Here is a 15,350-nt window from a genome sequence, read left to right as displayed (position 1 = left end):
TTATCGTTTGCTACACCGCCAATTACCTACATCAAAACTGCTTGTATCATTTCCAGAACGAGCATTAAGTATGAAATTAAGCCATTCTTCAGAATATGAATCAAACTTAAGAACAGATAATTCATTAAGAACATTATTGTCAAAATTATAAGAAGAAACAAAAGCATCTTTGTCCTTGCGAATAAATTTCTTCGCCCAATTATCAGCCTGACTACGTATTGATGTAACGTAGAATCCTGCGCCAAAATCAACATCTTTACGCGAATGCAATACATCTGGAAATTCAACAGGCATAAAAGAACCGTGATAAACAATCATACTTTTACACCTTTTTCGCGCATGAAGGAAATAATATCGTTTGTAATATACTCTTTGCCTTGAGTGTGCAAAACGTCATAAGATGGAACAATATAAGACATAAGAATATTACTCTTCTTAGTCAAAGCATCATACGTATCGCGAGGGTTTTGATTAAGCTTCTTAGCAACATTTTCAATACAAAATATTGCAAAATCAAGCTTATCTTTGTCAAAGACTTCTTGCTTAATATCATTCATAACCCCTCCTTTTGTAAAAACATTATTAGAAATACATCTACTAGATAATGCGTATACAACAAGTTCTAACACACCTAGCACACATAACACATCTAACACAAGTCTACATCAAAAAAATATAAGCAATCGCGCACACAAATGCTTTCAGACTCGAGTTACGCAAGTTCGAAGCAAGCGCACGTGCATAAAAGTCATTACAGCGAGAAGAATAAGCAAATAAGCCGGAAGAAGCACCATAGAAACATTCTGCGCAATTAGTCCAAAAATCGCAGGCATTACCATAGACCCAATATATGCGCTTGCCATTTGCATGCCAACAATAGCTTGAGACTTATCTGCACCAAAATAATGCGGCGTGGAATGAATAATGCATGGGTAAACTGGAGCGCAGCCTAGTCCAATAATTACAAATCCTGCAATAAGCTCAATATGATTCAGCAAAGGCAGCAACAATACCAGAATGCCCATAAGCATTACGCACTGCCCAATACGAATCATCGTTGCATCGTTAAAACGCATAGTAAGAAATCCGCTTACAAAACGACCAACTGTAATGCCAACATAAAACAAGCTTGCCCAACCTGCCGCAACAATGCGGCTAACTCCTCCATGCAAAACCATGTAACTACTAGCCCACAATCCTGCAGTTTGCTCCAACGCACAATAGCAAAAGAACATAATAAGAATATTCTTAGCTCCTGGAATGCGCAAAACTTCTGCGTAAGATAGCATCCCAGAAGATTGTTTCTTTACCTCAGTAAGATTATGCGTCTCTGCCTTTTTATTATTATTTTTCCACAGCGGCAAACTTATGAATAACACAAGAGTGAGAGCAATTTGTATAACAGCAATATACTGGTAGCCTGCAGGCCAGCGCTGACCGTGAGAAAGTGCGAAACCCATAACATAAGGACCTGCGGAAGCACCAATTCCCCACATGCAGTGAAGCCAGCTCATGTGCCAGCTTTCATAGTGAATTGCAACGTAATTATTAAGAGCCGCATCCACTCCTCCAGCACCTAAACCGTATGGTATAGCTAGAAAAATAAGCACAAGATAATTCGGAGCAAAAGAAAAACCTAGTAACGCTAAAGCTGTTAAAGCAACTGAAATAAGCGTAACCTTCCCAGGGCCAAACTTATGCGTAAACCTATTAGATAGCAGCGCAGAAACAATTGTTCCTGCAGAAATAACCATTGATATTCCACCAGCCCAAGAAATTTGCGCACCAATATCATGACTCATCGTAGGCCACGCAGCTCCAAGAAGAGCATCCGGCAAACCCAAGCTTATAAAAGCAAGATAAATAACAGCAAGAAGAAGGTTAACCATAAAAATTCCCCAACACTAGTACTTCATATTTGTAATGCCAACGCGACTTTATAAAGCAATATAAAGGAATACAAATATACAAGGCGACATAAAGCGACGCGAGCGGCATACCGATATCAGGTATCGATTTTGGAACGATCGAAGTCGTCTGCGTTATCAACAATAAACTGCTTGCGCGGAGGAACATCATCGCCCATTAGCAAATCAAATACTTCACTCGCTTGCTGAGCATCTTCCATACGAATCCTTCGAAGCATGCGAGTTCTAGGATCCATGGTTGTGTCTGCAAGCTGATCTGCATCCATCTCGCCCAAGCCCTTGTAACGCTGAATATCGCTGTTAAAATCAATGCCTTTAGCTTGCAAATCATCAAGCTTTCCAGCCAATTCATCGTCGGAATACGTGTAAATATACTCGCCCTTGCGCTTTCCAGCGAGCGCAATTCTGTGAAGAGGCGGCACTGCAGCATAAACATGACCGTGCTCAATAAGCGGACGCATATAACGATAGAACAGCGTCAGCAGCAAAATACGAATGTGCGCGCCGTCAACATCAGCATCTGTCATCATAACAATCTTGTTATAACGTGCTTGTGAAATATCAAAACTTGCGCCCGATCCTGCTCCAACAACCTGAATAATTGCAGCACACTCTTTGTTGGAAAGCATTTGTGCAAGACTTGCTTTTTGCACGTTCAAAATCTTACCGCGAATTGGAAGAAGAGCTTGGAAAGCAGAATTTCGAGCAGCTTTTGCAGTGCCAAGTGCAGAATCGCCCTCGACGATGAAAAGTTCTGCAACATCGTCGTTTCCAGGCTGGCAGTCAGAAAGTTTCGGCGGCATTGAAGCAGACTCAAGAGCGTTCTTTCTGCGGGTAACTTCCTTAGTTTTACGCGCTTGAATACGCGCATGCATTTCGGAAACTATTTTTTCCAAAACTCTAGAAGACTGCTCTTTGAATCCTCTCTTAGAACCGGTAATCATCTCACCGAATTGAGCGTCAGTCATTTTGGTAACGATTGGCTTAACTTGAGCAGTTCCAAGAACATCCTTAGTTTGACCTTGGAATTGAGGCTCGGCAATACGAACAGTTACGACTGCTACCAAGCCTGCCATAATGTCATCACGCTCAATTTTTGTGTTGGCGTCTTTAAGATTTACTTTAAGCTTTCTAGCATTATCTTCCACGGCTTTACGAATTTGCTTAGTTAATCCCTGCATAAAGCCGTCAACGTGCATGCCTCCGCCAGGAGTTTCAACAACGTTTACGAAACTAATAATCGTTGAATCGTATCCGTTTACCCAGCGCATTGCAATATCAACACCGCATTTTCGAGTTACTTGCTGCGCGTGTAATTCACCAGAAGAGTCAACGGCTTGCGTTTCTTCTATATAAGTATCTTCGCCAGAAATACGCCAAATATCCGATACTGCTTCACCTTTTGAAAGAAAATCAACGAAATCTTTAACACCACCGTTGTGCAAAAATTCAACTACTCGAGGATGATGCTTATTTTGCATTGAGTTAGCAGACTGAGCATTTGCAACAGATTGTGCAACTGATTCTTCAGATTCAGCATCTTCAGTCTCATCTTCATTCGCGATATTTTCAGTCTTATCTTCAGAATCACCTTCATCTTCTAATGTTGTTTCAGATTCTAATTCTTCAAATTCAGACACAGAGTCATCGATATTATCAGGCTGATTTTCAAGAAGATTATTTTCCGCAATATTATTTTCTGCAACATCATCTTTAGTAGAATCAATTTCTTCAATATTTGCAGATTCACCTTCAGGAACGTGCTCGTCAATAACAGTAATTTTTAAGCCTGGAACCAGGAAACTTGTTTGACGCACGCGAGCAATAAGCTGCTCATAGCTGAAATGCGCAGTTGAGTTAAAAATTTCTGGATCCGCCCAGTAGCGTACACGAGTTCCGGTAGTTTTTGGCGAAACAGTGCCGATAATTTCAAGCTCAGTAGGCTTGTTCTTACGCGTATGCTTAAATGGAGAGACTGGAGATGGATGCTCTGGGTCAGCATCGCTATACACACCAGGATGCCCTTGATGGAACGCCATATGATGCGTTTTACCGTCTCTATCGACTTCAACATCTAAACGCAAGCTTAAAGCGTTTACAACAGAGGATCCAACACCATGCAAACCGCCTGCAGCATTATAAGAAGCGTTACCAAACTTTGCTCCAGCGTGAAGCTTAGTTAGAACAACTTCAACGCCAGTGAGCTTTGTTTTTGGCTCAACATCTACTGGAATACCACGACCGTTATCTGCAACTTCAATAGATCCATCGTCGTGAAGAGTAACAATAATATGGTCACAAGCACCCGCCAAAGCCTCGTCAACCGCATTATCAATAATCTCCCAAAGGCAATGCATTAAGCCTTGGCTGTCTGTAGTGCCAATATACATGCCTGGACGCTTTCTTACAGCATCCAAGCCTTCTAGCACTGTCAAACTGTCGGCATCATACTGCTCTTTATGAGAGACCACTTCTACCCCTTGCACTTATTAAACGTACAACCGATTATTTTAAGCAATAAGTGTCGTACTATCGCAAAAGCAACAATACGACACTTTGTAATATAACTTCACACAATCACTGATCTAAGAAGTCACGCAAAGTTTGCGATCTAGAAGGATGACGCAGCTTAGACATTGTTTTAGACTCAATTTGACGGATACGTTCACGAGTAACACCATAAACGCGACCAATATCGTCTAAAGTTTTTGGCTGACCATCTTCCAAGCCGTAGCGCATCTTAATAACTCCAGCCTCCCTAGGAGCCAAAGTTTCCAAAACTTGCCTGAACTGTTCTTGAAGGAGCGAGAACGCAACAGCATCAGACGGTGCGATTGCGTCAGTATCTTCAATCAAATCACCGAACTCGGAATCGCCATCCTCGCCCAGAGGAGTGTGCAAAGAAATTGGCTCACGACCGTATTTTTGTACTTCCTGAACCTTTTCTACTGGCATATCTAGTTCGCGAGCAAGCTCATCCGGCGTAGGTTCACGACCTAAATCTTGAAGCATTTGACGCTGAACCCTAGAAAGCTTATTAATAACCTCAACCATATGCACTGGAACTCGAATAGTACGAGCCTGATCTGCCATAGCACGCGTAATAGCCTGGCGAATCCACCAAGTTGCGTAGGTTGAGAACTTAAAGCCCTTCTTCCAGTCGAACTTTTCAACTGCACGAATCAAACCAAGGTTACCTTCCTGAATTAAATCAAGGAAAAGCATGCCTCGACCGGTATAACGCTTAGCAAGAGAAACAACAAGACGCAAGTTTGCTTCAAGAAGATGATCTTTAGCTTTCTTGCCATCTGCTGCAGCCCACTTAAGCTCACGTTTACGCTTAAACTCCATTTGATCAATTTGAGTATCAAGCAAATGCTGAGCATACAATCCAGCTTCAATACGCTCTGACAAATCAACTTCTTGCTCAGCATTAAGCAAGCTAACTCTACCTATCTGCTTTAGATAATCCTTAACAGGATCCGCAGTAGCACCTGTAGCAATTACACGACGCTTAGGATTACCAGATGGAGTTAGATTATCGTCATCGTCATCATCACGTACAACAAATGCGCCTTTTGCTTGTGGCACTTGCGGAGCATCATGCTTAATTTCGTCGTGATCATCAATTTCATCAAGATCTTCAGACTCTTCATCATCAAGATCATCTGCAACGTCAATATCGCTTAAATCGTCAACATCAGATATATCTTCTGGCTGAATATCGTCTAAATCATCAAGATTCAAATGTTCATCATCAACATCAAGATGTGAATCGTCATCTAAAGAATCGTCAATAGATAATTGATCTTGAGATTCAATGTCTACGCTATCTTCAGTTTCGTCATGTTCAGCATCAGCCGATACTGATTCAGTATCAATCTTGTTGTCTTCAGTTTTCTTTGAGCGAGAACTGCGCGTCTTGCTATCAGCTGACGAAGTTCGAGTACTGGTTTTACGCGCAGCGCTAGCCTTGCGAGTTTTTACAGGCTTAGTATCATCTTGCATTTCGTCGCTGTCGACCGTTAATCCAACTTCACTCGTCAAACTGTTCCTCCTGTATTATCCCCTTGTAACGCATATAGGCATAGTCCATGCAAGGGCAAGTTTTACCTTAAGTAGTAAACCATTTAAGCAAGACGATTATTCCACAACTAATTTTTGCGGCGTGGCGAATTATTCAATCCATGCTGGCTCAAGACCATTTTCGAATGCTCCACACACTATTTTTGCCATAGAACAATCAGGATCAATGCGCAATGCACAATCACAATAATATTTTACTTCTCCGAGCCTAAACCACCAGCTGATATAAGCTAACAAAGCGTAAACTTGCACAGATAATTTTGGAATGCTTCTAGTAATAATAGCCATAGATTTTAAAATTTTGCACGCGAAAATAGCTCTCTTTATATCAGGCTTATTATTTGTTTGAGTGAATTTTGCTTCTAAACAATGCCGCAAATTACGAGATACTTCAGGTGTATGAGGGCACCAAGCAAATTCCGACAAAGTTTTTTCGTCATACCATTCTTGATTTTCATCCAGAATAGAAATAAGCATTGCATCACGAACATTAATATTATGCAACATTGCTATTGGCAGATTTACTAAATCATATCCAAACATTTTTTCATCGTAAGCAAACATGTTGTACCATCGCATAAGTGCTCTGCTTGCAATATCTCTAATAGCATATTGCTTGCCATTTTGATTAACATTTTCTATAAAAGCTTCCGAAACTGCCGGAACCCAATATTCTAATCCTTTAATCCATTGCGCACTATCACTACAGTTGTTGTAAATATATTCCTTAGAAAAAGTCATAAAAAAGCTGCACTCTTTAGAAGGATATATAGTCCCATTAATATCTGAAATTTCTCTTCCAGCAAAACTTTCAAAATCTTCTGAACCTGCAAAATCTAAACAACCATTAAAAGAATTAGCACTTTCACCATAAATTTGCATAAGACTTTGCATATCAAAGTCATCAATACAATTATGCGATATCTTCGTTTTCAAATCATCCTCTACAATTTCCATGCATACTCCCCTTCATTTTTTACATGATTTTTTATTTTGATAATCAAACTATGCAATAGCATTTTTGATATATTGAAGTTTCTCAAGATATGAGTCAGCATTCAATAAAAAACTATTTCCGCGGTGAAAAGCTTATTAAAGCATAATAATAACTGCGTTTTGTAATGTTCAGCCCTGTGGATAACTTTCATAATATGAGCACATTTATAGGCAACAATTACAGTCTTAACGATATTGAATCTAGAATTACTTTTTTAATTTCTCAGCAATTTAATACGGGATTAGAAAATAATCTTTCATCCACATGTGCGCAAATACTACAGCAAGTAATAAAGCAAGCTATTGTTTCAAGCGAAGGCGGAAAACGTCTTAGAGCTCTTCTTACGATTTCAGCATTTTACGCTGCATCAAAAGAAACCAATATTCAAAAAATCCATGAACAGTCTGTATTTGACATAGCTTGTGCTCTAGAAGTATTTCAAACAGCTGCATTAATTCATGATGATATTATTGACGAATCTTATTTAAGACGTGGAAAACCTAGTGCGTATTGTGCATTAAGTAAAGCTTGCAATAATAAGCATATTGGCACAGGCTTAGGTTTAATGCTGGGAGATCTACTTGCCACAGAAAGTTTCGATATTGCAAGAAATTGTGCGAAGAATTTTACTTATGGCGAGGAATTGTTAGCAGCATTTGCGTCTATGCAAAGAAATGTTGGTATTGGTCAAGTATTGGATTTGTCAATAGAAATGATGCAACTAGATAATCCAATACAACTTGCGGAATCATCTTTGAATGTTTTTAGATGGAAAACAGCCAGTTACACTACTGTTGCTCCATTAACTCTCGGCTTTCTTGCAGCAAATATGCAACCAACTGAAGCATACAATCTTGCTAATTCTATTGGCAATTCGTTAGGTGTTGCTTTCCAAATTGCTGATGATTTGCTTGATATTGTTTCAGATAGCAAGATTACAGGTAAGCCTATTGGCGGTGATATTAGAGAAGGTAAGCGTGCAGTTCTTCTTGCAGATGCTTTGCAATACGGAAACGATAACGAAAGAGAAATACTATTAAAAGCCTACACGCGTAGTACTAGAAGTGAAGATGATGTAAATAAAATAATACAGATTTACCATACTTCTGGTGCTATTGAAAAATCAAAAAAGCGAATTGAGAATCTGTGGAATGATTCACAACAAGCAATCGAATCAAGTACATTGAGCGACAGTGGAAAAGCTATTTTGCATGAAATTAGCAAACGATTTATACCTGAAGCATGGCGTAATGTACAATAATATTTAGCAAATAACGCTCGAAATTAGCTTTCTTTACTATCTTGCTTGTACACTCGTAAGTAGTAAAAATGGTTTTACGCGTATAAGGATTGTGACAATGGATGAAGCTACGCAGGCGCAGCCAGGTATGCGCATTGAAAATCGCTATCGCATTGTGCGCAAAATAGCTCAGGGTGGCATGGCTACTGTGTATCAAGCAGAAGATGAACGCCTTGATAGACCTGTAGCAATTAAAATCATGCACACTCAACTTGCTCAAGGAGTGCATCGCCAGCAATTTATTGCTAGATTCCGCAGAGAAGCAACTTCTGCTGCAGCAATTGCAAATCCACATATTGTACAAGTTTATGATACAGGCGAATATGACGGGCTCGATTATCTCGTAATGGAATATGTTCATGGCGTTAATTTGCGTTATGAAATGAATATGCAAGGCACATTCAGTGTGCGAGATACGCTGCGTCTACTTGCAGAAACTTTGGATGGTCTCGCTTCTGCACATAATGCTGGAGTTGTACATAGAGATATTAAGCCGGAAAATATTTTAATTAACGATCGAGGTCATGTTCAAATTACTGATTTCGGTTTAGCTAGAGCAATTTCGCAAGCAACACTATCTTCTACAGGATTACTTCTTGGCACAGCAGCTTATCTTGCTCCTGAACTTATTGAGCATAATCTTGCAACTCCTCAAGGTGATTTGTATTCAGCAGGCATGATGGCTTGGGAAATGCTTGCAGGAAGAGTGCCTTTTACTGCAGATAATCCTGTTACGCTTGTTTTCAAGCATGTGCATGAAAACACTCCTTCCATTGCTACAGCTTGCCCTGGAATTAGCGAAAAAGTTGCACAATTCATAGCAAACCTCACTGCTCGCGACATGAACGAACGACCTAAAGATGCAAGTGAAGCATTAGCAAAATTACGTGCACTTTCTACACAATTAAACTCTGAAGATTGGCAATACAAAGCAGAAGAACCACAAGAGTTTTCAGAAGAAACAGACTTTTCTCCTATTAATAATTTGCGTGTTTCCCCTGAAGCAAATTATTCGGACAAATTGAATCCTAATAATGACTCAGATGCTACACGAGCAATAAATACTTCAGGCTCTAATTTTTCTGCTAATTCCAACTCTTTATTGCAAAATGCTACAGACGAAACTGTTGCAATACCTAGAAATAATTCTGTAAGTGAACTCGATTCACACACAAATAATGATCTACATAATCCTGAAGTCAATAATGTAGCAATAGACAATTCACTAGCGAAGTCCGACAGTGCTTTCGATACGAATAATCTTCAAAAAACACAAGCTATGCAATGGCGTGCTGCTAATGCAGAAGATGTGTCATACAATTCGCAAGATAATCCTTTAGAAGAATTTGACGATAGCAATATGCCAACAATTGCTATTAGCTCTCGCAATTTTAACAACAACTTAAATGCAGCAAAACCGTTTGGCATGTCAAATAAGGAAAAAAACTTAGGAAACAAGCCTAATCGTTCTTCTAAAAAGCGTGTTTTCCTTATTGCAGGTTTAAGCACAGCTGGAGTATTAGCAATTGCTGCTATTGGTGGTTTTTGGTATTTCTTAGGTCCTGGCAGTTATTGGACGTTGCCTAAGCCCGACGACCTTCAATGCAAAAATTATGCATCTTGCAAAATAACTGATGTCAATTGGCAACAATATGAGCACACGCTTAAAATTGCTGGAATTCCTTACAAAGTTTCAAAAGATTATAGTGACGATGTGCCAGAAGGAAAAGTAGTTTCAACAAATCCTGATGTTGTAGGCAGCCATATTCAAAAGCACAATAATAGCACTCTTAATGTTGTGATTTCGCGTGGAATTCGCAAGTCTACAATCCCGGACGATATTACAGATCCAAAGACTTACAATGGCAAAAATCCTTTGAAAACATTGCGTAAAGCAGGATTTACTAACATTGTTCACGATAAGTCAGGAGACACGTATTCTATAGACATACCAGCTGGCAGCTTAATTGATATTAACCCTAAACCTGGCACACGCATGAACCATAACGAAGAAGTAAGTGTTTTACTTTCCAAGGGACCTAAGCCTGTGCAAATGCCAGATATTGTTGGGAAAACAAAGAGTGAAGCTGACTCAGCTTTAACTGACGCTAAGCTGGATGTAAAGTACGAAGAAGAAAATAGCGATACTGTAGCAAAGGGTAAGATTATCCGCGCTTCCGTTGAAGCTGGTTCTGACTTACATTGGGGCGATAGTGTTAAAGTTGTTGTTTCTAAAGGTCCAAAAACTGTTACATTGCCAAACGTTTGCGGAAAGAACAGTGATGAAGCTAAAAGGATTATTGAAAATCTAGGACTGAAAGTTCGTATTTCTGCTCCACTTGGTGATTTAATGCACGTAGTGCGCTTCCAATCCCCTGGAGCTGGAAGTGAAGTACCATTGAAGGATTCTAATGGAAATCCTTCTATTATCACTCTTACAGTAATATAAGCGTGTTTTAAGTATTATAAAAGCGGCGGAAGCTAAATAACTTTCGCCGCTTAAATATTTGAATATAAATAAAATTTAAATATCTAATAACGCTAGCCTAATAGCATTAGAATTATATTATTTATTTTCATTACTTTCTTCACGTTTTTTACGCATACGTTCTTTTACAGTTTGAGCATATTCATCAACGTATTCTTGACCACTCATTTGCTGAATAGACTTAGTTACTTTATCTGTAATTTCACGTAAACGCTCGTGGGTAATCTCGCTTTCGTCACAAACACGCTCTACTTGAATAGGCTCGCCATAAATTGCCTTAGTTTTACCTTTTGCAGGAATAACTTGACCATGCACTTGCAATTCTCTAGTTCCAATAATTGCAACTGGTATAATCGGGCAACCTGTTTCAAGAGCAAGACGTGCAGCACCAGTATGACCGCGATATAAACGACCGTCTGGACTTCTTGTACCTTCAATATGAATACCAAAAAGCTGACCTTTTTCTAATATTTCACGAGCATGATTCAAGGCGCCAAGCGATTTTGCGCCTCCAGAACGATCTACAGGAAAAACGCCAACAGAAGTAAACCACCACTTCTTGAAACGACCCTTTAAACCTTTGCCTTCAAAATATTCTGCTTTACCCATAAAGTGAATCATACGAGGACAAGTCAATGGCAGAAGCGCGTCATCAATAACAGCAAGATGATTTGCAGCAATAATAGCTCCACCCTTTTTAGGTACATTTTTAACACCTTGCGCTGATGGATGAATCCTCATGCAGGCAATACCCCCAAGTCCCTTCACGAAGAACCAGTACAACATACCATATCCTTTCTTGCAAGTCCAATTTCGAACATTTTAAGCATAGAATCAGGAAGACTTGCTACAGTATAGTTCATGACTTCTTCTAAGAATACCAACGACCCTCGCCGTGATGACGAGTTAACGTCAGAATCATTAAAGAATAATCAAAAACAAAACAATAGAAATTTTGATGATGATTGGTCATCTTTTATTGCAGAGCATTCTGACGATATGAATGATATTGCTAATTCACGTAGCGCAAAAAGCTTTGAAAAGCACGCTCAGAAAGAAGAAAAAAAGAAAGAACGCAACAGTATAGCAAGCGATAATAATTCTAAAAATCAAAAAAATGCTATAAAAAATAAATTTAGCTTAAAAAATCTAAGCAGCCATAAATCCTATATTATTCCTACTAGAATGCAAGACCCTCACACGATCATAACTGCTAAAGGTCCTCGTGATAACGCACGCACAAGTTGGCTTGATTTAGATAAGACTATGGAAGACTATGGAGATGATTTTGTGCCCCCAAATCCACGATTTTATAACGTATCTTTAGTTAATGTAGTTTTGTGGATTCTATTTGTTATAGGTATCTTCGGTGTTATTGTAAGTGCTTTTATTCCTGCTATAGCAAACATTGTTGGTATTATATGCGGCCTATTAATGCTACTTAGTGGAGCAGGATTACTTATGAATCGCAAAAAACCTGATCCGTATAAAGAAGATTACAGCGATTATGGAGATGGTGCTCGAGTATAGCTAATAATCAATCGAATATAATAAAAAGGCGGCATGATTATAATCACACCGCCTTTTATTTATTTTACTTAGCAGCTTTCAAGTTACTCAGCTTCATTTTCAGATTCGTTTTGACCATGGCAAAGCTTGTACTTACGACCAGAACCACATGGGCACTCTTCATTCTTATTTGTTCCTGGGAATGTACGACCATCAGACCATGGAGTCTTCCATTCTTCATTCTTTGGTCGCATGCTCAACGGAACATCTCCCTCAGCATGACTCAAAGGTGCAGGACCAACAATACCAGCAGCCTGATCTTCAGCATCTACCTCAGACGAAGCTTGTGCAACATCTTCATCAAGCTCATCGTCAGAAGAAATATCTTCAGTAGAAGCAATCTGATTGATATCAATGTGGAATAGAAGCTGAATGCTTTCTTCCTTAATTGCCTCAATCATCGAATTGTACATCTGGTAGCCTTCACGCTGATATTCAACGAGCGGATCACGCTGACCCATACCACGCAGACCAATACCATCCTTCAAATAATCCATCTCATAAAGATGTTCACGCCACTTGCGATCGAGAACAGAAAGAACAACGCGACGTTCAATTTGACGAAGTGGATCAGCGCCGAGACGATCTTCGATGAGAGAGTAAACCTTTACTACACTGTCGACAATCAAATCACGCAAAGCAGAAACAGCTTTTTCGCCCTTAAGATTGATAATCGTTTCACGCACCTGATCCCAATCAAGAAGTACAGGCATTACAGAGTTAAGAGCATCTTTTAAGCCGTCCAAATCCCAATTCTTTGGCTTATCAGAACCGTTCATTGCGCCACGCACATAACTTTCTACGGTGTCACTGATGAACTTCAAGATGTCCTCGTGAATATCTTCACCCTTAAGAACCATCTGACGCTCTGCATAAATCACAGTACGCTGCTTATTCATAACATCGTCATACTTCAAAACGTTCTTACGCATTTCAAAGTTACGAGCTTCAACAGTCTTCTGTGCCGTGCGCACACCGTTAGAAACGTACTTAGACTCAATTGGTTCGCCTTCTGGCAATCCCTTAGCCATAACACGAGCAACAAGCTGAGTGTTGAACAGGCGCATCAAATCATCTTCCAAGCTTAAGTAGAAGCGGGACTCGCCAGGATCACCCTGACGGCCAGAACGACCTCGAAGCTGGTTATCAATACGACGAGATTCGTGACGCTCAGTACCAAGTACATACAAGCCACCAAGATTCTTAACTTCTTCGTGCTCGTCCTTAACTTGCTCTTTAACTTCAGCTAAAACGCCTGGCCAACGCTTCTCATACTCTTCAGGAGTATCGTCTGGAGAATATCCTTCAGCCTTCAACTTAGAATCTGCAAGGAACTCAACATTGCCGCCAAGCATAATATCGGTACCACGACCTGCCATGTTAGTAGCAACAGTTACAGCACCCTTACGACCTGCAACAGCAACAACAGCAGCTTCCTTAGCATTCTGCTTAGCATTCAAAACCTGGTGAGGAATGCGAGCAACGTCAAGAAGCGAAGAAAGAATCTCAGAAGATTCAACAGAAGCTGTACCAAGCAACACAGGCTGACCCTTTGCATGACGCTCAGCAACATCTCGCACAATAGCAGTAAGCTTTTCTTTCTTTGTGCGGAAGATCAAATCGTCCTTATCTTTACGAATTACTGGACGGTTGGAAGGAATTGGAAGAACACCAAGCTTGTAAGTTCCCATGAACTCTGCAGCTTCAGTCTCAGCAGTACCAGTCATACCAGCAAGCTTGTCGTACATGCGGAAGTAGTTTTGCAAAGTAATAGTAGCAAAAGTCTGATTTTCTGCCTTGACTTCCACGTTTTCCTTAGCTTCAATTGCTTGATGCAAGCCCTCGCTATAACGACGACCTGGAAGAACACGACCAGTGTGCTCATCGACAATCAAAACTTCGCCGTTTGTAACAACATAGTCACGATCTAGAAGGAAAAGCTCCTTAGCTTTCAAAGCGTTATTCAAATAACCAATAAGAGCTGTATTGCTTGGCTCATAAAGGTTATCGATGCCCAAGTAATCCTCAATTTTTGCGATGCCAGGATCAAGAATACCTGCGGTTTTCTTCTTTTCATCAATCTCGTAATCAACATCGCGAGTAAGCTTCAAAACAAGCTTTGCAAATTCACGATACCAATGAGTTACATCACCTTCAGCAGGACCTGAAATAATAAGTGGCGTACGAGCCTCATCGATAAGAATGGAATCGACCTCATCGACAATTGCATAGTGATGACCGCGCTGCACAAGCTCGCTCTTTTCCCACGCCATGTTATCACGCAAGTAATCGAAGCCAAACTCATTATTTGTACCGTAAGTAATATCAGCATTGTATTGCTTACGACGCTCTGGCGGCTGCTGGTCTGTAATAATGCATCCAACACTCATGCCAAGGAATCTATAAATACGACCCATAAGCTCGCTCTGGTAGCTAGCAAGGTAATCGTTGACTGTGACAACGTGCACACCTTTGCCTTCCAAAGCATTCAGATAGCTTGGCAAAGTAGCAACCAATGTTTTACCTTCACCAGTTTTCATTTCTGCAATATTGCCCCAATGCAATGCAGCGCCACCCATAAGCTGCACATCAAAATGACGCTGGCCAAGCGTACGCTTTGAAACCTCTCGCACAGTAGCGAAGGCTTCAGGCATCAAATCATCAAGCTTTGCACCATTGTCTAAACGCTGCTTGAATTTAGCAGTTTGACCCTTCAATTCTTCATCGGAAAGCGCGGAAATTTCATCTTCCAACGCATTCACAGCCTTTGCTACGTTCTCAAGGCGCTTCAATTGATGGCCTTCACCCATACGCAAGGCTTTATCGACGATATCTACCACGTTTTGCTCCCTTAGGTCATGTCTATGACGACGGCCTAGCCAACATAGACGTAAACTGTGCCTATATTACGCGACGGCTACGATTTTTATAAGTTAGCGAGTCTGATTACTACATAAAAATGCCCGCCCAACATTGTGCTAG

The 15,350-nt window shown here is 40.3% G+C and carries 11 protein-coding genes; 3 read left to right on the top strand and 8 right to left on the bottom strand.

Translation table 11 applies throughout. From position 1 onward, the window contains the following. The 6 genes from K9E37_RS06435 to K9E37_RS00170 form a co-directional block, all read right to left on the bottom strand. Positions 1-318: a DUF3990 domain-containing protein gene (locus tag K9E37_RS06435; protein WP_276517881.1), complete on the bottom strand. Its 318-nt coding sequence runs from the start codon at positions 316-318 to the stop codon at positions 1-3. Continuing rightward, a complete protein-coding gene (locus K9E37_RS00190; protein ID WP_012914119.1) occupies positions 315-557 on the bottom strand; it encodes a DUF3791 domain-containing protein in 243 nt (80 codons plus the stop codon). Before K9E37_RS00190 ends, K9E37_RS06435 begins: the two co-directional genes overlap by 4 nt. A gap of 144 nt (positions 558-701) precedes the next feature. Beyond that, the gene (locus tag K9E37_RS00185) at positions 702-1,889 is read right to left on the bottom strand and encodes an MFS transporter (protein WP_116440614.1); all 1,188 of its coding nucleotides are present in this window, start codon (positions 1,887-1,889) and stop codon (positions 702-704) included. Positions 1,890-2,005: 116 nt separating this feature from the next. Further along, positions 2,006-4,399 carry a DNA gyrase/topoisomerase IV subunit B gene (locus K9E37_RS00180; protein WP_248893308.1) on the bottom strand — a complete coding sequence of 798 codons (2,394 nt, stop codon included), beginning with the start codon at positions 4,397-4,399 and terminating at the stop codon, positions 2,006-2,008. A 106-nt stretch (positions 4,400-4,505) separates the two neighbouring features. Beyond that, the gene (locus K9E37_RS00175; RefSeq protein ID WP_410310451.1) at positions 4,506-5,975 is read right to left on the bottom strand and encodes an RNA polymerase sigma factor; all 1,470 of its coding nucleotides are present in this window, start codon (positions 5,973-5,975) and stop codon (positions 4,506-4,508) included. A 129-nt stretch (positions 5,976-6,104) separates the two neighbouring features. Beyond that, positions 6,105-6,971, bottom strand: coding sequence for a hypothetical protein (locus tag K9E37_RS00170; protein WP_119504403.1), 867 nt, complete (start codon positions 6,969-6,971; stop codon positions 6,105-6,107). 194 nt (positions 6,972-7,165) lie between these two features. Between K9E37_RS00170 and K9E37_RS00165 the strand changes: the two genes are divergently transcribed. Together K9E37_RS00165 and K9E37_RS00160 are read left to right on the top strand one after the other, a co-directional pair. Further along, a complete protein-coding gene (locus tag K9E37_RS00165; RefSeq protein ID WP_116994778.1) occupies positions 7,166-8,272 on the top strand; it encodes a polyprenyl synthetase family protein in 1,107 nt (368 codons plus the stop codon). 97 nt (positions 8,273-8,369) lie between these two features. Continuing rightward, on the top strand, positions 8,370-10,760 hold the full coding sequence (locus tag K9E37_RS00160; protein ID WP_248893305.1) for a Stk1 family PASTA domain-containing Ser/Thr kinase: 2,391 nt from the start codon (positions 8,370-8,372) through the stop codon (positions 10,758-10,760). A gap of 117 nt (positions 10,761-10,877) precedes the next feature. Here the strand turns inward: K9E37_RS00160 and K9E37_RS00155 are convergent, their stop codons facing one another. Then, positions 10,878-11,585: a lysophospholipid acyltransferase family protein gene (locus K9E37_RS00155; RefSeq protein ID WP_012914113.1), complete on the bottom strand. Its 708-nt coding sequence runs from the start codon at positions 11,583-11,585 to the stop codon at positions 10,878-10,880. A 75-nt stretch (positions 11,586-11,660) separates the two neighbouring features. Between K9E37_RS00155 and K9E37_RS00150 the strand changes: the two genes are divergently transcribed. After that, positions 11,661-12,329: a hypothetical protein gene (locus K9E37_RS00150; RefSeq protein ID WP_012914112.1), complete on the top strand. Its 669-nt coding sequence runs from the start codon at positions 11,661-11,663 to the stop codon at positions 12,327-12,329. A gap of 83 nt (positions 12,330-12,412) precedes the next feature. Here K9E37_RS00150 and secA read toward each other — a convergent pair whose 3' ends face one another. Then, the gene (gene secA, locus K9E37_RS00145; RefSeq protein ID WP_248893302.1) at positions 12,413-15,208 is read right to left on the bottom strand and encodes a preprotein translocase subunit SecA; all 2,796 of its coding nucleotides are present in this window, start codon (positions 15,206-15,208) and stop codon (positions 12,413-12,415) included. Positions 15,209-15,350: the final 142 nt, after the last annotated feature.

This window comes from Gardnerella swidsinskii (assembly GCF_023277705.1).
Lineage (GTDB): Bacteria > Actinomycetota > Actinomycetes > Actinomycetales > Bifidobacteriaceae > Bifidobacterium > Bifidobacterium swidsinskii.
The sequence above is the reverse complement of the archived record's forward strand: the minus strand, read 5'-3'. Positions and strand labels throughout refer to the sequence as shown.

Excerpts from the sequence above, each read along its gene's own strand:
- K9E37_RS06435 (WP_276517881.1), bottom strand. The coding sequence starts at position 318 with ATGATTGTTTATCACGGTTCTTTTATGCCTGTTGAATTTCCAGATGTA.
- K9E37_RS00190 (WP_012914119.1), bottom strand. The coding sequence starts at position 557 with ATGAATGATATTAAGCAAGAAGTCTTTGACAAAGATAAGCTTGATTTT.
- K9E37_RS00185 (WP_116440614.1), bottom strand. The coding sequence starts at position 1,889 with ATGGTTAACCTTCTTCTTGCTGTTATTTATCTTGCTTTTATAAGCTTG.
- K9E37_RS00170 (WP_119504403.1), bottom strand. The coding sequence starts at position 6,971 with ATGGAAATTGTAGAGGATGATTTGAAAACGAAGATATCGCATAATTGT.
- K9E37_RS00165 (WP_116994778.1), top strand. The coding sequence starts at position 7,166 with ATGAGCACATTTATAGGCAACAATTACAGTCTTAACGATATTGAATCT.
- K9E37_RS00160 (WP_248893305.1), top strand. The coding sequence starts at position 8,370 with ATGGATGAAGCTACGCAGGCGCAGCCAGGTATGCGCATTGAAAATCGC.
- K9E37_RS00155 (WP_012914113.1), bottom strand. The coding sequence starts at position 11,585 with ATGTTGTACTGGTTCTTCGTGAAGGGACTTGGGGGTATTGCCTGCATG.
- K9E37_RS00150 (WP_012914112.1), top strand. The coding sequence starts at position 11,661 with ATGACTTCTTCTAAGAATACCAACGACCCTCGCCGTGATGACGAGTTA.